The following is a 17,584-nucleotide window of genomic DNA, read 5'->3' as shown; positions in this document are numbered from 1 at the left end:
GAGGGCACTGAACATGGCAATGGTACAACCCAAATCTCAGAAACTGCGCCTTCTGGCGACGCACCTGGGCCTGCTGATTTTCATCGCGGCGATCATGTTCCCGCTGCTGATGGTCATCGCCATCTCCCTGCGTTCGGGCAACTTCGCCACCGGGAGCCTGATCCCGGATGAAATCTCCTGGGAGCACTGGAAGCTCGCGTTGGGCTTCAGCGTGGAGCACGCGGATGGCCGCGTCACGCCGCCGCCGTTCCCGGTGCTGCTGTGGCTGTGGAACTCGGTGAAGGTGGCGACCATCACCGCGATCGGCATCGTGACGCTCTCCACCACCTGTGCTTATGCCTTTGCCCGCATGCGTTTCCCGGGCAAAGCGACGCTGCTAAAAGGCATGCTGATTTTCCAGATGTTCCCGGCCGTGCTGTCTCTGGTCGCGTTGTATGCTCTGTTTGACCGTCTCGGCCAGTACGTACCGTTTATCGGCCTGAATACCCACGGCGGCGTGATCTTCGCCTATCTCGGCGGTATTGCCCTGCACGTGTGGACCATCAAAGGCTATTTCGAAACCATCGACGGCTCGCTGGAAGAAGCGGCGTCGCTGGACGGTGCCACCCCGTGGCAGGCGTTCCGTCTGGTGCTGCTGCCGCTGTCCGTGCCGATTCTGGCGGTGGTGTTTATCCTGTCGTTTATCGCGGCGATAACCGAAGTACCGGTTGCCTCACTGTTACTGCGCGATGTGAACAGCTACACCCTGGCCGTAGGCATGCAGCAATACCTCAATCCGCAAAACTACCTGTGGGGCGATTTTGCCGCGGCGGCCGTACTCTCCGCCATCCCGATTACCGTGGTGTTCCTGCTGGCCCAGCGCTGGCTGGTCAACGGCCTGACGGCGGGCGGCGTGAAAGGTTAAGTTTCATCTGTTATGCCACTGCAACCCTCAACTTTAGACGTATTGTATTGACCCAACTTGTGACTGTTATTCGGCGGCCTTCGGGCCGCCATTTTTTTACTCCCGTTTCAGCCGCTTCGAATTGCACAGCCAGAGGGTGATCACCAGCAGCAGGATCGCCGCCGAGTAGATCAGCACATCGAGCGGAGACTTATGATCGACGATGATCAGCCGCACAATCGCAGTGATGCCAATGTAGACAAAATAGCGCAGCGGGAAGTGAAAGCCGGACTGAAAGTACTTCACAATCAGGGCGATAAATTCAAAGTAGAGAAAGTAGACCACCAGGCCTTCCACCAGCGCATATTTGCTGGTTTGTTCAGGGGCGAACAGCACATCCGCCAGATGCACCGTCTCTTTACCGAGAAAGACGACCAGGATCAGGCCAAGGCTCAACAGACCGAGGTTCAGCACGGTCTGGAGGATGGTTGAGATAAACTCAACGCGCGGGCGAGTCAGGGATGTCATACAGCACCTCATTCTCCAGGGCGGGATTCCTGTATAACGCAAAAATGTGACGGGGATCTATATTTTTTGTTTATGTTTGGCGCATTCGCCCTGTGGCGCTGCGCTTACCGGGCCTACAAAAACCGTAGGCCGGGCAAACGCAGTGCCGCCCGGCGTGAAGCATCAGCGGAAGTTAATGTTCTTATCGCTGGTCATGTCATACAGCTGGAACTTACGCCCAAGCTGCTGGCCCCCGTCACGCGTCAGCGGCGTCCAGCCCACCGCCGCGCGGCTGCGGGTCGGACCTGACGAGAAGAGATCCAGCGGAATCGACACGTAGACCCCTTTGGTGAAGTCCCCTTCCCCGTATTCGTCCGGCGAGACGTTGGTGATGGTGGCGTAGCCGCCCACCACGACGCCGCTGTCGAAGTGTTTGGAGATATCCAGCGTGCCGCCCTTATCGCCCGCCAGATACTGGCCGACGCTGGCTTTCACCAGTACGTCCTGCGCGAACGACGGCGTCCAGTAGGCGGTCAGGTGGCCGGTTTTGACGCTGTAGTCGGTGAACTTCATCATGTCCTGCGCGCTGCGCCAGTCACGCTGCTTAACGTAGTTGGCATCAATCCCGAACGCCCAGTTGCTGTCGACGGGACGATACAGCACCTCCGCCCCCGCGCCGCCGAACATAGTCTCCAGGTAGCCCCCGTAAACCTGGCCGTAGAAGCCGTTGCCGAAGTACTGGAAGTAGTTGGCCTGCAGGTTATTCACATAGACATCGTTCTGCACGTATTCACGCACGCGGGTACGCACGCGCGGCAGCTTCGAGTCGTTCGGCGGGTTGGTGTAGTTAAACTTGTCGTAGTTGTTCGCGATGTTGCCGAACAGGCTACCGGTGGTCAACAGGTGATCGGTGACCCACAGATCCGCCGTCGCCATCGCACCCAGTTGATACATGTAGAAGTTTTCCGGCCCGCCGACGGACTGGTTCAGCACCGGATCGATATGGAAATCAAAGCGTGATTTGTCGATATACCAGCCCTGCTCGGTGGTTTCCGGCACGATCGGCTCTACGCGTTTTTGCACCAGCTCGGTTTCATGCCCGAGCGGTTCTCCTTCCAGGTGGCGCTTGAGGCTGGCGACATCGGTTTCGGTTGTAACCTGAGGCAGATTCAGGCGGTTCTCCGTCACGCGGATCGTGCGGATCCCGTCCGGGAGATCGTTCATCACGATCCGGTTGGCGCGTTCGATCCCTTCCCGCGAGTCGCGGTATTTCACCTGCTCGCCGGTGACGTACAGCGTATCGCCTTTCACCTGAATTTTCGGATCGGCCAGACCGGCGTTGTATTTCAACAGCGTCAGCTGGTTTGCCACCACGGAGTGCTGCAGAATCGCATCCTGCGGCTCCGGCCGGTAGGCAGGCCGCGCGTTATCGTTGTAGTGCGGCCGCATGTCGTTAAAGTTAGTGCGCAGCGTGAAGCCAAACATCACCGTGTTGCCGCGCTCGTAGCTGAGGTTAACGTCGGCCCAGTCGGTGACGCGATAAATGGCGCCGACGTTAAACTTGCTCTTCTGCTCAATCTTCCCGGCGAAGTCCTGCGAGTAGTCGTTCCCTTCGTACTCCAGCTTCAGGCGCAGCGGCTGCCACGGTGTCTGGTATTCCACGCCGCCGAACAGCGAGGCCGGACCATGGAACATCTGATCGCCGTTGATGGAGCCCGCTTTCTTGTAGCTGTTATCGCGATAGCAGTATTTATCGCTGTAGGTACAGAACGGGTTTTTGACGTTGCCGCTGGTGCCGAGATAACCCCAGCCAAGCCCCAGAGAGAAGTCAAACGGCCCCCAGGCTTTGCTGGCCACGATGTATTCCGCATCAAACAGGCCGGTCCCGCCGATATCTTTTGCACCCACGGAGACCTGCGGCATCCAGTAGCTCTCTTCCCACAGGCGCAGCTTGACGTCGAAGGCTTTATCTTTGTAGGTCTGATCGCCGGAGAAGGCGTCGACGCTGCTGTACTGTTTCGTACGCACGTCGGTGTAGCGCAGCGTGGTTTCGAGCCACGGGAAAAGCTGTACGGAGGCGGAATAGTAGCGATACTGGTCGTTATCGCGGTAGTTCAGGCTAATTTCCCCTTCACGCGCCATGCGCGCGGTAGGCGTTTGCAGTAAACCGACGCCGCCGAAGTCTGACTGAGACGGGCCAACAGGTGCCGGATACGTTTCTGCATGGCAGGCGGCGCTTACGCAGAGCGCCAGCATGCTGTAGAGATAGGTTCTTTTCATTCTTCCGGTATCCGCTGTGTCAGGGAGTGAAGGATATCGGCGTTAAGCCCGTCATATGCCTTCGTCCAGAAATGGTCGGCAAAACCGACAAAAATGATGCTGCCCGGCATGGGTTCGATATGGCGTTTATTCCAGTACGCCACCGGCGCTTTTTGCGTATGCCCGTCGGGATAAATAATCCATGCGTAGCTGTTATCCGCGCCGCTCAGCAGGCTTTGTTCGTCAAGATAGCTCGCCACGTCGCGGCCGGGCGTAAAGGGCTTTTTACCCGGGCTGCTGATAAGCCCCATCACGGTCACCGTCGTCGGCTTCACCGGCAGCCAGAGGGTGTACTCCCCTTGAAGCGTGGGGTTGCCCTTTTCCGTGACGCGCACTTCATCTGGATCAAGATTGACTTTCTGGCGGCCTGTCACCTTCAGCGCCTGAAGCTGCTGGCGAACGCTGTTAATGGCTGCGGCATCGTCGCCGTCTTCCTGCTCCGCCAGACCCGTCAGTCGGGCCAGCAAGGCAAGGTGTTCCTGCTCCGCCTTAACCGTCGCCTGATGCTCGCCAATCACCGCTCCCGGCCACCAGCTGTTGGCAAGCCTCGGCTGCCCGACGAGATCGAGCAGATGCTCGGCGTTGGTTAAGGTTTTGGGTTTTTCACTGTCCGGCGTGTAGACCTTTACCGTTCCTGCGGACCATGCCAGCGGCGCGGCAAGACTGGCGACAAGCGCAGCGTGGATGAGCGTTTTCATGATTTCGCCGCCTTGATCAGGGTGGTTTTCACCGGGAAGAAACCGGCGCCGAGATACTGTAAGGACTGACGGATCTGCCCTTCCTCGTCAATCCAGAAGCGGTTATGCCAGGTGGCCTGGTCGGTTGTCACCTTCTCATCCAGCACGCGAACCTGCGTTTCGTCGCTGCCCATTTTCACGCTATCCGTACCGTCCCAGCGGAAGGTGGAGCGGGCCGTGGCGTAGCGCACCTGCTTGTGCTCGGTCCAGCCCATGGTGCGCGTCCAGCCTGCGCCGTCGACGATCTGATTTGGCTTGATGAGCGGGTCTTCGGCGAGATTATTCACCTCAAGCAGGTTATCGCCGCCGAGCAGCGTTTTCACAATACGACCATGCTGCGTCACGATGGTGGCCTGATCCTGCGTCACCCATTTCTGCTGCCCGTTTTCATCGAAAGCGAGCACCACAAACAGTTGCGGGCCATCATTAAGCTGCATGTACTGGCTGGCGTACGGCATGTTCTGAAGTTCGTCATCGGTCAGATGCACGCCCGGTGTGCCGAACAGGCTGTCCCACAGTGAATGCCCCAGCCCTTTGGTGGTGGCTGAGCACGCCTGCAACAGCAGGCAAATCAGAATGATTGCAGGTCGCTTCACGACTCTTCTCCGAAGGGGCGAAATAACCACACCGAAGTGTGGTTATGATTAAAACACCCGGTATTACTGGGTGCTGGTTGTCGTAGTGGTCGTGGTTCCGGTATTGGAGCCATCACCGCCACCGGTTGCCGCCAGCGCGACACCCACGGCTGAACTTACGGTGCTGGTGCTGGCTGCGGTAGAACTTCCCGCAGACGCAGACGTCGCTGCCGACCCTGCTGCTTCCCCGACCTGGACCGGAGCTGCATAGACAGAGGTCGCCGCAAGTGCAGATATGGCAAAAATGCCATACAGTACTTTCTTCATAACAATTTCCCTTCAATGAATGAATGGAGATTTGCCCGAAAAGAAATTCAGGCGGAATCGAGTATACACAACTACAGCAGTGGGTTTACCGTGGGGGGAAATAGGGGAGTGGTTTTCGGACTAATGGATAAAACAGAAAAGAAAAACAAAATATTAAAATAAATTAACAATTAAAATCAATAAGTTATAATATAATTTTATTATCTTACTTCTGCGTATTTTCTTAAAATAAACCGCAGCAATTAGCAGGTTAAGCGCCTTTTTCAGATTAAACTCAGAGTCAGAATTTGAGTTAACTAACAGACATCAGGAATTATCCGATAAAAAAATGCCGGCATATCGCCGGCATTTTTCATGACATATTAATTACGCACGCCATGCTTTATAACGGTTAATCAAACCATTGGTGGAGCTGTCGTGGCTGTCGATCACTTTATCGTCACCCAGCTCTGGCAGAATACGGTTTGCCAGCTGTTTGCCCAGCTCAACGCCCCACTGGTCAAAGGTGAAGATGTTCAGAATAGCGCCCTGAGTGAAGATCTTGTGCTCGTACAGCGCAATCAGCGCGCCCAGGCTGAATGGCGTGATTTCACGCAGCAGGATGGAGTTGGTTGGACGGTTGCCTTCGAACACTTTGAACGGCACAACGTGCTCCAGCGTGGCCGGATCTTTACCCTGGTCACGGTATTCCTGCTCTACCACCTCGCGGGATTTACCGAACGCCAACGCTTCTGTCTGTGCGAAGAAGTTAGACAGCAGCTTTGGATGGTGGTCGGACAGCGGGTTGTGTGTAATCGCCGGCGCGATGAAATCGCACGGTACCATTTTGGTGCCCTGGTGAATCAGCTGGTAGAACGCGTGCTGACCGTTGGTACCCGGCTCGCCCCAGATGATTGGTCCAGTCTGGTAATCCACCGCGTTGCCGTTACGGTCAACGTACTTACCGTTGGATTCCATGTTCCCCTGCTGGAAGTAGGCCGCAAAGCGGTGCATGTACTGGTCGTACGGCAGAATTGCTTCGGTTTCAGCGCCGAAGAAGTTGTTGTACCAGATCCCAATCAGCGCCAGCAGCACCGGCAGGTTTTTCTCAGGTGCAGTGGTGGAGAAGTGTTTGTCCATTGCGTGCGCGCCAGAGAGCAGCTCAACGAAGTTGTCGAAGCCCACGGACAGGATGATGGACAGGCCGATTGCAGACCACAGAGAGTAGCGGCCACCAACCCAGTCCCAGAACTCGAACATATTCGCGGTGTCGATACCGAACTCGCTGACGGCTTTACCGTTGGTGGACAGCGCCGCGAAGTGTTTCGCCACGTGCTTGTTGTCGCCCGCGGTTTTCAGGAACCAATCGCGCGCGCTGTGGGCGTTGGTCATGGTTTCCTGAGTAGTGAAGGTTTTGGACGCCACCAGGAACAGGGTGGTTTCCGGATTTACGTTCTTCAGCACTTCGGCGATGTGGGTACCATCGACGTTAGAGACAAAGTGCATGTTGAGGTGGTTTTTGTACGGACGCAGCGCTTCGGTCACCATGAACGGACCGAGGTCAGAGCCGCCGATACCGATGTTAACAACATCCGTAATTGCTTTGCCGGTGTAACCTTTCCACTGACCTGAGATGATCGCTTCGGAGAAGGTTTTCATCTTTTCCAGCACCGCGTTTACTTCCGGCATCACATCTTTGCCGTCAACGATGATTGGCGTATTGCTACGGTTACGCAGGGCCACGTGCAGCACGGCACGGTCTTCGGTGCGGTTGATCTTTTCGCCGGAGAACATGGATTTGATGGCGTCGGCAAGCTCAGTCTCTTTTGCCAGATCCTGCAGTTTTGCCAGCGTCTCTTCGGTAATGCGGTTCTTGGAGAAATCCACCAGCATCAGGTCATCGAAGGTCGCGGAGAACTTAGTGAAACGATCGGCATCTTTCGCGAACAGATCCGCGATGGTGACGTCCTTCATTTCATCAAAATGTTTCTGTAGTGCCTGCCAGGCAGCGGTCTGCGTTGGGTTGATGTTTTTCATTAGCAATACTCTTCTGATTTGAGAATTGTGACTGCGGTCGATTGTAGCGCCTGCAAATAAAAATTGTGATGGTTTTTATGCCATTGCCCTGGCCTGTATCAAACACAGGTGAAAAGACCCGAAAAGTATAGCTGCTGAAGAGCCCTCCCGGGGCGGCGAAATGTTGGTCAAAACAGGGTAAAATGGAGCATAAAATATGGCCCTGTTATAAGTCCTGTTTCTCAGGGGTACCCCCCCATAAAAAATCCGCATAATCCCAGCATTGACAGGACCTCCCCCACATTTTATTTATAGGGCCGTATTTTGCGCCTGCACCTGTTTTCGTTTCACTCTTGTGCCAAGGTCGCTTATTCATTCCCTGACACGAGGTTGTTATGACGAGTTTTGTGGTCGCCAAGTTTGGCGGCACCAGTGTGGCCGATTACGATGCCATGAACCGCAGCGCCGATGTGGTGCTGGCCGATCCGAATACCCGCCTGGTGGTGCTCTCTGCATCTGCCGGCGTGACGAACCTGCTGGTTTCTCTGTCTGAAGGACTGGAAGCGACAGAACGTTTCGTAAAGCTGGATGCACTGCGCAAAATTCAGTTCGACATCCTTGAACGTCTGCAGAATCCAAACGTGATCCGCGAAGAAGTGGAACGCCTGCTGGAAAATATCACCACCCTGGCAGAAGCGGCGTCTCTGGCCACCTCTACCGCCCTGACCGATGAACTGGTCAGCCACGGTGAATTGATGTCTACCCTGCTGTTCGTTGAAATCATGCGCGAGCGTAACGTTCAGGCGCAGTGGTTTGACGTGCGTAAAGTGATGCGTACCAGCGATCGTTTTGGCCGCGCCGAACCGGACGTTGAGATGTTGGCCGAGCTCACAAACCAGCAGCTGGCTCCGCGCCTGGCAGAAGGCATGGTGATCACCCAGGGCTTTATCGGCAGCGAAGCGAAAGGACGCACGACAACGCTTGGCCGTGGCGGCAGCGACTACACCGCCGCGCTGCTGGGCGAGGCCCTGCATGCAACGCGCGTGGATATCTGGACTGACGTGCCGGGTATTTACACCACCGATCCGCGCGTCGTTTCCGCGGCGAAACGTATTGATGTGATCGCCTTTGAAGAAGCGGCGGAAATGGCCACCTTCGGCGCGAAAGTGCTGCATCCGGCAACGCTGCTGCCCGCCGTGCGCAGCGATATTCCGGTCTTCGTTGGCTCCAGTAAAGATCCAAAAGCGGGCGGGACGCTGGTCTGCAAGAAAACCGAGAACCCGCCGCTGTTCCGCGCCCTGGCCCTGCGCCGTCGCCAGACGCTGGTGACGCTCCACAGCCACAATATGCTCCACTCCCGCGGTTTCCTGGCGGAAGTGTTTGGCATTCTGGCGCGCCATAACATCTCTGTAGATTTGATTACCACCTCCGAAGTGAGCATTGCGCTGACGCTGGACACCACTGGCTCCACCTCGACCGGCGACACCCTGCTGACGCAGTCGCTGCTGATTGAGCTGTCTGAACTGTGCCGCGTGGAGGTGGAAGAAGACCTGGCGCTGGTGGCCATCATCGGTAACAAGCTGTCGCGCGCCTGCGGCGTGGGCAAAGAGGTGTTCGGCGTGCTCGACCCGTTCAACATCCGTATGATCTGCTACGGTGCTTCAAGCTACAACCTCTGCTTCCTCGTGCCTGCCGATCAGGCTGAGCAGGTGGTGCAGAAACTTCATCAGAATTTGTTTGAATAAAATTCGTTAGCACGATAAACAATACCTATAAGCCGGGCACAGACCCGGCTTTTTTATAACTAAACAACACGACAATACTGCAAGGAATTCACTATGTTATCCGCTATCACCCGGCTGTTCCCGCTATGGGCGCTGCTGCTCTCGGTACTCGCTTATTACACGCCCACCACGTTCACCGGCATTGGCCCGTGGGTCACCACGCTGCTGATGCTGATTATGTTCGGCATGGGCGTGCACCTGAAAATCGACGATTTTAAACGCGTGCTGTCGCGCCCGGCGCCGGTGGCCGCAGGGATCTTCCTGCACTACCTGGTGATGCCGCTCGCGGCCTGGCTGCTGGCGATGGCCTTTAAGATGCCGCCCGATCTCTCCGCCGGGATGGTGCTAGTGGGCAGCGTCGCCAGCGGTACGGCATCTAACGTGATGATCTATCTTGCGAAAGGTGATGTGGCGCTCTCCGTTACCATCTCTTCCGTTTCCACGCTGGTGGGCGTGATTGCCACGCCGCTGTTAACCCGCCTGTACGTGGATGCGCATATTCAGGTGGACGTGATGGGCATGCTGCTCAGCATTCTGCAGATAGTAGTAATCCCGATTGCGCTGGGGCTGGTCATTCACCATCTTTTCCCGCGCGTAGTGAAGGCCGTTGAGCCGTACCTGCCCGCGTTTTCGATGGTCTGCATTCTGGCGATCATTAGCGCCGTGGTGGCGGGTTCCGCATCGCACATTGCTTCCGTAGGCATTGTGGTGATCGTCGCCGTGGTGCTGCATAACACGATTGGCCTGCTGGGCGGCTACTGGGGCGGGAAGCTGTTTGGCTTTGACGAGTCCACCTGCCGCACGCTGGCTATCGAGGTAGGCATGCAGAACTCCGGCCTGGCGGCGGCGCTGGGTAAAATTTACTTCTCGCCGCTGGCGGCCCTGCCGGGCGCGCTGTTCTCCGTCTGGCATAATCTCTCCGGCTCGCTGCTGGCGGGCTACTGGTCCGGCAAACCGATTGATGAGCAAACGAAAAAAGATGCGGTGAAGCAGGGTTAATTTACGCTGCTTGCTTTACACTGAAGCCTCTCTATCAGGAGGCTTCAGCAATGGCTACACCACGTTTGACCCAGAAAGACATGACGGAAGCGGAGCAGCGTGAACTTAAAACGCTTCTCGACCGCGCCCGCATCGCGCATGGCCGCACGCTGACGAACGCCGAAACCAATCAGGTGAAAAAAGAGTACATCGATAAGCTGATGGCGCAGCGTGAGGCTGCGGCCAAAAAAGCCCGCAAGCTGAAAAAAGAGCAGGCTTATAAGCCGGATGCAGAGGCGACCTTTTCCTGGTCGGCCAATACCTCTACCCGTGGAAGGCGCTAGTTAGCGCCCTTTCTTTTTACGCCCCGGCTGGGTAAAGCGTTTTCCGTTACCCGGCTTGCCTCGCCCTTTCTCTTCCGCCTGCGGCGCCTTCACCACCGGACGCTTAATCGCCTGCGTTTTCGGTTTTGCTTTAGCTTTCGGCTTCGCCTCGGACGAGGAGTTCTCGATAAGCTTGAACAGCTCAATCAGCTCGTCATCTGTTAAGTCACGCCACTCGCCCAGCGGAATACCGGACAGGCTGACGTTCATGATGCGCGTGCGTTCCAGCTTCGTCACTTCATAGCCGAAGTACTCGCACATGCGGCGGATCTGTCGGTTCAGGCCCTGCACCAGCGTAATGCGGAACGCGAACGGGGCTTCTTTCTTGACCTTACACTTCTTCGTGACGGTGCCGAGGATCGGCACACCGGTGCCCATGCCGCGAATAAATTCGTCCGTGACCGGCTTATTTACCGTCACAATGTACTCTTTCTCGTGGTCGTTACCGGCACGCAGGATTTTGTTGACCAGATCGCCGTGATTGGTGAGGAAAATCAGCCCCTGAGAGTCTTTATCCAGACGGCCAATCGGGAAGATGCGGCTGCTGTGGTTCACGAAATCAACGATGTTGTCCCGCTCGCCGTCTTCCGTGGTGCTGACAATCCCAACCGGTTTGTTCAACGCGATAAACACCAGGTCTTCTGCATCACGCGGTTCGATGAGCTGACCATTCACTTTAACCACATCGCCAGGGACCACCTGATCGCCGATGGTGGCGCGTTTGCCGTTAAGAAACACGTTACCTTGTTCAATGTAACGGTCAGCCTCGCGACGTGAGCAGATCCCGCTCTCGCTAATGTATTTGTTTAATCGGGTTGATTGAGTTGGCAGCATAGTTTCTCCTGTGAAGGGCGAAATATACCTTAGGTTTGGGCCGAAAAAAAAGATTAGCTGAAGGTAACTGAAGCGGGTTTTTTAGTTTGCGAGACGCTTTCAGGATTTAGCGTCAGGCCATTTATCCTTGTGCTAACTCCTTTTAGTTTTACTCTCCAGAAACAATTAATTTGTAGTTTATAAATTACAGGGAGTAATATGAAGGAGATTGTTCAGACAGAATCCTTCCAACGCTGGGAGCAAAACTTAAAAGATCGGCGAGCGAAGACCATTATCGCTTCCCGCCTCTTTCGGTTGGCAAATGGTTTAGCGGGCGACATTAAACCCGTTGGGGAAGGTATAAGTGAGCTGAGGATCCACTATGGTCCAGGCTACAGAATTTATTTTAAAGACCAGGGCAATTGCATCATCGTGCTGTTATGTGGTGGTGACAAAAGCAGCCAGGCCAGAGACATACTTGTGGCAAAAATGCTGAGCAATGTATCCCAATGGCAGGAGTGAATGAGCATGCATAAATTAACATCCTACGATCCAGCAAACGCGCTGGTGGATGACGAGGAAATCGCCGTATTTATGGCTGATGCATTAGAAACTGGCGACTCAGCGTATATTGCTAAAGCGCTGGGCGTCATCGCGCGCGCGAAAGGAATGTCGACCATTTCACAGCAAACGGGTCTATCACGAGAACAACTGTATCGATCGTTCAGTGAGAAAGGAAACCCAACGCTTAAAACCACTCTGGCGGTCATGAAAGCATTGGGTCTTGGGCTAACAATCAAACATGCCGGAGATTAATACTCACCCCGCTCGTCGTCTTCATCCGGCTGCTCCATCACGCTGTACGCCACCGCGCAGAACAACGAGTTGAGACGCTTCATATCCCCGAGCAGCCCCAGATGCAGCGAACTGGTTTCGATGCTCTGCACGTTCTGCTGGTGCAGACGCTCAACGTGGGCGTGCGAATAGCGGCGGTTGAGGATGCGGAAACGATGCTTGTTGCGGCGCAGGCGGCGAGCGCTCGGTACGTCGCTGGAGAAGAAGACCGACATCGCCAGCTTGAGGTTGCTCACCAGTTGTTCGTGGAGCGCTTCCAGCTCCTTCAGCCCTTCAACGGAGAACGCCCGACGCGCGGCCAGCGATTTATCGGCGATTTCGCTGCCCATACGTTCGACGATATCCGAGGCCTGCTCGAGGTTGAGCGACATCTCGATGATTTCCGCCCACCGGCGGGATTCCTCCTCCGCCAGCTCGTCCTGCGGGATACGCGCCAGATAGAGCTTGATGGCGGTATACAGCACGTTGATGTCGTCCGCCAGCCTGCGCAGCTCCTTCTCCTCGCGCGGCTCGCCGTGCATCACCTTTTTCAGCCCTTCGAGCATGGTTTCCATCGCGTCGCCCATGCGCAGCGTTTCGCGGGCGGCGTTAGCGATAGCCAACGCGGGGGTATCCAGCACGGAAGTATCCAGATGCTTCGGCTTAAGGCGCGCGTCCAGCTCCGGTTCGTCGCTGATAAGCCTCTCGCAGAAGCGGGCCATCGGTGCGGCAAACGGCACCATCGCCAGACAGCGCACCAGGTTATAGAACACGTGGAAGTAGATCACCAGCTCCGCTTTCGGCAGGGGGAGGTTGTCCATCAGGTTCGCCAGCGGGTGTACAAACGGCAGAATAATCAGGCTGCCCACCAGCTTAAACAGCAGGCTCCCGAGCGCCACGCGACGTGCAGCGGCATTGGCGGCGCTGTTGTTGAGCATTGCCAGCAGGCCAGAGCCGAGGTTAGCGCCTATCACCAGACACAGCGCTACCGGGAAGGAGATCGCGCCTGCTGCGGTGAGCGTGGCCGTCAGCAGCACGGCTGCCAGGCTGGAGTAGCTGATGATGGCAAACACTGCCCCGATCAGCGCATCCAGCATGATGTCACCTGTCAGCGAGGCGAAGATCACCTGCACGCCGTTCGCCTGGGTGATAGGCGTCACCGCCTGCACGATCAGCTCCAGCGCCAGCAGGATGAGGCCGAGGCCAATGCCGACGCGTCCGAGCTGCCCGGCACGCGTCTGCTTGCGGCCAAGGAAGAAAATGACGCCAATAAAAATCAGCAGCGGCGAGAGCCACGAGAGGTCAAAGGTCAGGATACGCGCCATCAGCGCGGTGCCGACGTCAGCGCCCAGCACGATCACCAGCGCCGGGGCGAGCGCGACCAGATCCTGCGCCACGAACGAGGTGACGAGCATAGTGGTGGCATTGCTGCTTTGCACCAGCGCCGTCACGCCGATACCCGCGCAGAAGGCGAGCGGCTTCTTCTCAACGCTGCCGCTGAGAACGGTACGTAAGCGCGCGCCAAACACGCGCATCACGCCGGTGCGGACAATATGGGTGCCCCATACGAGCAGTGCGACTGCCGAAAGCAAATGTAACAACGTCAGCACGGAAGTGGGTTCTCCTTATCGTTATAGATTTTATGATTAAGTATAAGGGTTTAAACGTAAGAAAGAGACAGGGCACCGTTGAGGTGCCCTGTTTGTTGTAAGGAAAAGTGACGTTAGTCCGCGTCGTAGCCCAGATTCGGCGCCAGCCAGCGCTCGACGTCTGACACGCTCATGCCTTTGCGCAGGGCGTAATCTTCGATCTGATCCCGCTGCAGTTGCGCCACGGCGAAGTACTTGCTGTCCGGATGGCTAAAGTACCAGCCGGACACGGACGCGCCCGGCCACATGGCGAACGATTCGGTAAGCTTCATGCCGGTATGGGCTTCTACGTCCAGCAGTTTCCAGATGGTGCCTTTTTCGGTGTGCTCCGGGCAGGCCGGATAGCCCGGCGCAGGGCGAATGCCCTGGTAGTTTTCACGGATCAGCTCCTCGTTGCTGAGGTTCTCATTCGCCGCATAGCCCCAGTGCACCTTGCGCACGCGCTCGTGGAGGTACTCGGCGAACGCTTCCGCCAGGCGATCGGCAATCGCTTTCACCATGATTTTATTGTAATCATCGTGCTGCGCTTCAAACGCGTTCGCCAGGGCGTCTTCTTCCAGCCCGCCGGTTACCGCAAACGCACCGATATAGTCGGCTTTCCCGCTCAGCTTCGGCGCGACGAAATCCGCCAGGCAGTAGTTGGCAAAGCCCACTTTTTCGGTTTGCTGGCGCAGATGGCGGCTGACCGCCAGCACGTGGGTGCGGGTTTCATCGCGGTAGATTTCCACGTCATCGCCCACGCGGTTCGCCGGGAACAGGCCCACCACGCCGCGCGGGTTGAGGGTTTTCTCTGTGCTCAGCGTGTCGAGCATGTCGTTGGCATCTTTAAACAGGCGTTTCGCCTCCTCGCCTACCACCTCATCTTCCAGGATGCGCGGATATTTGCCCGCCAACGACCAGGTCATAAAGAACGGCGTCCAGTCGATGTAGTTACGCAGCGTTTCGATGCTGGCCGTCACGTCCTGCACACCCAGACGGTGCGCGACCGGTGGCGTATAGCTGGACCAGTCAAAGGCCAGATCGTTATCGCGCGCCGCCTGAAGTGAAACAGGCGGGGTGCGCGGTTTCTTACGTCCGTGCTGGATGCGGACGGTTTCGTACTCTTTGCGGGTGCGCGCCACAAAGTCGTCGCGCTGGGCGTCGGAGAGCAGCGCGGAGACCACGCCCACCGTGCGCGAGGCGTTCTGCACGTAGACCGTCGGGCCGCTGTAGTTCTGCTCGATTTTCACCGCCGTGTGCGCTTTCGAGGTGGTCGCCCCGCCAATCAATAACGGAATGGTGAAGCCCTGACGCTCCATCTCCTTAGCCACGTTGACCATCTCGTCCAGCGACGGGGTGATCAGCCCGGAGAGACCAATCAGGTCGGCGTTCACTTCGCGCGCGGTCTTGAGAATTTTATCCGCCGGGACCATCACGCCAAGGTCGATAATTTCGTAGTTATTACACTGCAGCACCACGCCGACGATATTTTTGCCGATGTCGTGCACGTCGCCCTTCACGGTGGCGATAACCATTTTACCGTTGCTGGAGCCTTTCTCTTTGCTGGCTTCGATAAACGGTTCCAGATAGGCGACGGCCTGCTTCATGACGCGGGCGGATTTCACCACCTGCGGCAGGAACATTTTGCCCTCGCCGAACAGATCGCCGACCACGTTCATGCCGTCCATCAGCGGGCCTTCAATCACTTCAATCGGACGGGCTGCCTGCTGACGCGCTTCCTCGGTATCCTGCTCAATGAACTCGGTAATCCCTTTCACCAGCGAGTATTCCAGACGCTTTTTCACGTCCCAGGAGCGCCATTCGGCCTGCTGAACGTTGGCTGCGTCATCCGACTTGCTGCCACGGTATTTTTCGGCCAAATCCAGCAACCGCTCGGTCGCGTCGTCGCGGCGGTTAAGGATCACGTCCTCGACGGCGTCGCGCAACTCGGCAGGGAGGTCGTCATAAATCGCCAGCTGTCCGGCGTTGACGATCCCCATGTCCATCCCGTTGCGGATGGCGTAATAGAGGAACACGGCGTGGATCGCTTCTCGCACCGGATCGTTGCCGCGGAAGGAGAACGACACGTTCGACACGCCGCCGGAGATCAGCGCATGTGGCAGCTCGCGTTTAATATCTTCACACGCCCCGATAAAGTCCTGGGCGTAGTTATTGTGCTCTTCAATCCCGGTCGCGACGGCGAAGATGTTCGGGTCAAAGATGATGTCTTCCGGCGGGAAGCCCACCTCTTCGGTCAAAATCTTGTACGCGCGGCGGCAAATCTCGATTTTGCGCTCGCGGGTATCCGCCTGGCCCACTTCGTCAAAGGCCATCACCACCACGGCGGCACCGTAGCGGCGGACCATCTTCGCGTGGTGGATAAAGATATCAACGCCTTCTTTCATCGAGATAGAGTTGACGATGCCTTTACCCTGAATGCACTTCAGCCCTTTTTCGATGACTTCCCACTTGGAGGAGTCGATCATGATCGGCACGCGGGCGATGTCCGGCTCACCGGCGATCAGGTTGAGGAAACGCACCATCGCCGCTTCGGCGTCGAGCATCCCCTCGTCCATGTTGATATCGATAATCTGTGCGCCGCTTTCCACCTGCTGGCGGGCAACGTCCAGCGCCTCGCTGTACTTCTCTTCTTTGATCAGACGCTTGAACTTTGCAGACCCGGTGACGTTAGTACGTTCACCCACGTTCACAAACAGGCTGTCGTCGCCGATGGTCAACGGCTCCAGGCCGGACAGACGACAGGCAACGGGAAGCTCGGGCAGCTTGCGTGGCGGAAGACCCGCTACCGCATGGCTCATGGCGGCGATGTGCTCCGGCGTGGTGCCGCAGCAGCCGCCGACGATATTCAGGAAGCCAGACTCGGCCCACTCGCGGATTTGCGCCGCCATAGTGTCGGCATCCAGATCGTATTCACCGAATGCATTCGGAAGACCAGCGTTCGGGTGGGCGGTGACGTAGCATTCCGCGATGCGCGAAAGCTCCTGCACGTACTGGCGCAGTTCGTCCGGCCCCAGCGCGCAGTTCAGGCCGAAGGAGAGCGCTTCAGCGTGACGCAGGGAGTTATAAAACGCTTCGGTTGTCTGGCCGGACAGGGTGCGGCCGGAGGCGTCGGTGATGGTGCCGGAAATCATGATCGGCAGGTCAACGCCCAGCGCCTCGAACTCCTCTTTCACCGCGTAAATCGCGGCCTTGGCGTTGAGGGTGTCGAATACGGTTTCAATCAGGATCAGGTCGGAACCACCTTCCACCAGCGCTTTGGTCGATTCACGGTAGGCGACAACCAGCTGGTCAAAGGTGATGTTGCGAAACGCCGGGTCGTTCACGTCCGGTGAAATCGACGCGGTGCGGTTCGTCGGGCCAAGCACCCCGGCAACGTAGCGCGGCTTATCCGGCGTGCGGGCCGTCCACTCGTCGGCGCAGGCGCGCGCCAGCTTCGCCGCTTCAAAGTTGATCTCCGCCGACAGGGATTCCATCTGGTAATCCGCCATGGCGATGGTTGTCGAGTTGAAGGTGTTGGTTTCAACGATATCCGCACCCGCTTCGAAGTAGGCGTTGTGGATATCCTTAATCACGGACGGCTTGCTGAGCACCAGCAGGTCGTTGTTGCCTTTCAGATCGCAGGGCCAGTCGGCGAAGCGTTCGCCGCGGAAATCGTCTTCGCTCAGACGATAGCCCTGGATCATGGTGCCCATGCCGCCGTCCAGCACCAGAATTCGTTCATTTAACTGCGCACGCAGTTGCTCTACTTTGCTGCTCACACTTGCTCCCGACAACGCTCAACAAGGCCAAAAGGCTGCGTT

General features: G+C 57.0%; 15 protein-coding genes. 6 read left to right on the top strand and 9 right to left on the bottom strand.

What is annotated here, in order from left to right:
- The first annotated feature begins 13 nt into the window (after window positions 1–13).
- Complete coding sequence (malG, locus tag AC4ICF_RS01260; RefSeq protein ID WP_006810496.1) at window positions 14–904, top strand: maltose ABC transporter permease MalG; 891 nt, start codon at window positions 14–16, stop codon at window positions 902–904.
- Between the two features lie 96 nt (window positions 905–1,000).
- Here the strand turns inward: malG and psiE are convergent, their stop codons facing one another.
- The 6 genes from psiE to pgi form a co-directional block, all read right to left on the bottom strand.
- Window positions 1,001–1,411, bottom strand: coding sequence for a phosphate-starvation-inducible protein PsiE (gene psiE / locus AC4ICF_RS01255; protein WP_000202963.1), 411 nt, complete (start codon window positions 1,409–1,411; stop codon window positions 1,001–1,003).
- A gap of 162 nt (window positions 1,412–1,573) precedes the next feature.
- Window positions 1,574–3,670 (bottom strand): YjbH domain-containing protein, encoded by a 2,097-nt coding sequence (locus AC4ICF_RS01250; RefSeq protein WP_028015126.1) that lies wholly within the window; start codon window positions 3,668–3,670, stop codon window positions 1,574–1,576.
- On the bottom strand, window positions 3,667–4,407 hold the full coding sequence (locus AC4ICF_RS01245; protein WP_316380633.1) for a capsule biosynthesis GfcC family protein: 741 nt from the start codon (window positions 4,405–4,407) through the stop codon (window positions 3,667–3,669). Before AC4ICF_RS01245 ends, AC4ICF_RS01250 begins: the two co-directional genes overlap by 4 nt.
- Entirely contained in the window at window positions 4,404–5,042 is a 639-nt protein-coding gene (locus tag AC4ICF_RS01240) for a YjbF family lipoprotein (protein WP_316380634.1), read from the bottom strand. The genes AC4ICF_RS01245 and AC4ICF_RS01240 overlap by 4 nt, the downstream gene beginning before the upstream one ends.
- A 63-nt stretch (window positions 5,043–5,105) precedes the next feature.
- Window positions 5,106–5,348, bottom strand: a complete 243-nt coding sequence (gene yjbE, locus AC4ICF_RS01235; RefSeq protein ID WP_013095034.1) for an exopolysaccharide production protein YjbE — start codon at window positions 5,346–5,348, stop codon at window positions 5,106–5,108.
- A 366-nt stretch (window positions 5,349–5,714) separates the two neighbouring features.
- Entirely contained in the window at window positions 5,715–7,364 is a 1,650-nt protein-coding gene (gene pgi, locus AC4ICF_RS01230; protein WP_116343975.1) for a glucose-6-phosphate isomerase, read from the bottom strand.
- Between the two features lie 374 nt (window positions 7,365–7,738).
- On the opposite strand from pgi, the gene lysC reads away from it, so the two are divergent.
- From lysC to AC4ICF_RS01215, 3 genes are all read left to right on the top strand, one after another.
- Window positions 7,739–9,088 (top strand): lysine-sensitive aspartokinase 3, encoded by a 1,350-nt coding sequence (lysC, locus tag AC4ICF_RS01225; RefSeq protein WP_041911575.1) that lies wholly within the window; start codon window positions 7,739–7,741, stop codon window positions 9,086–9,088.
- Window positions 9,089–9,181: 93 nt separating this feature from the next.
- Window positions 9,182–10,126 (top strand): ketopantoate/pantoate/pantothenate transporter PanS, encoded by a 945-nt coding sequence (gene panS / locus AC4ICF_RS01220; protein WP_320720740.1) that lies wholly within the window; start codon window positions 9,182–9,184, stop codon window positions 10,124–10,126.
- Window positions 10,127–10,176: 50 nt separating this feature from the next.
- The gene (locus AC4ICF_RS01215; protein ID WP_003860346.1) at window positions 10,177–10,449 is read left to right on the top strand and encodes a YjbD family protein; all 273 of its coding nucleotides are present in this window, start codon (window positions 10,177–10,179) and stop codon (window positions 10,447–10,449) included.
- Here the strand turns inward: AC4ICF_RS01215 and rluF are convergent, their stop codons facing one another.
- A complete protein-coding gene (gene rluF / locus AC4ICF_RS01210) occupies window positions 10,450–11,322 on the bottom strand; it encodes a 23S rRNA pseudouridine(2604) synthase RluF (protein WP_316380636.1) in 873 nt (290 codons plus the stop codon). It abuts the gene before it with no gap.
- A 198-nt stretch (window positions 11,323–11,520) separates the two neighbouring features.
- On the opposite strand from rluF, the gene AC4ICF_RS01205 reads away from it, so the two are divergent.
- Window positions 11,521–11,823 (top strand): type II toxin-antitoxin system RelE/ParE family toxin, encoded by a 303-nt coding sequence (locus AC4ICF_RS01205; RefSeq protein WP_316380637.1) that lies wholly within the window; start codon window positions 11,521–11,523, stop codon window positions 11,821–11,823.
- Window positions 11,824–11,829: 6 nt separating this feature from the next.
- Window positions 11,830–12,117: an addiction module antidote protein gene (locus tag AC4ICF_RS01200; protein WP_163330884.1), complete on the top strand. Its 288-nt coding sequence runs from the start codon at window positions 11,830–11,832 to the stop codon at window positions 12,115–12,117.
- Here the strand turns inward: AC4ICF_RS01200 and AC4ICF_RS01195 are convergent.
- On the bottom strand, window positions 12,114–13,745 hold the full coding sequence (locus AC4ICF_RS01195) for a Na/Pi cotransporter family protein (protein ID WP_316380638.1): 1,632 nt from the start codon (window positions 13,743–13,745) through the stop codon (window positions 12,114–12,116). The genes AC4ICF_RS01200 and AC4ICF_RS01195 overlap by 4 nt on opposite strands.
- 113 nt (window positions 13,746–13,858) lie before the next feature.
- Window positions 13,859–17,542, bottom strand: coding sequence for a methionine synthase (gene metH, locus AC4ICF_RS01190; protein WP_316380639.1), 3,684 nt, complete (start codon window positions 17,540–17,542; stop codon window positions 13,859–13,861).
- Window positions 17,543–17,584 lie beyond the last annotated feature (42 nt).

The sequence above is a fragment of the Enterobacter sp. ECC_219_Taxon_10 genome (genome assembly GCF_058354905.1).
This window is presented reverse-complemented; position numbering and strand designations above follow the sequence as displayed.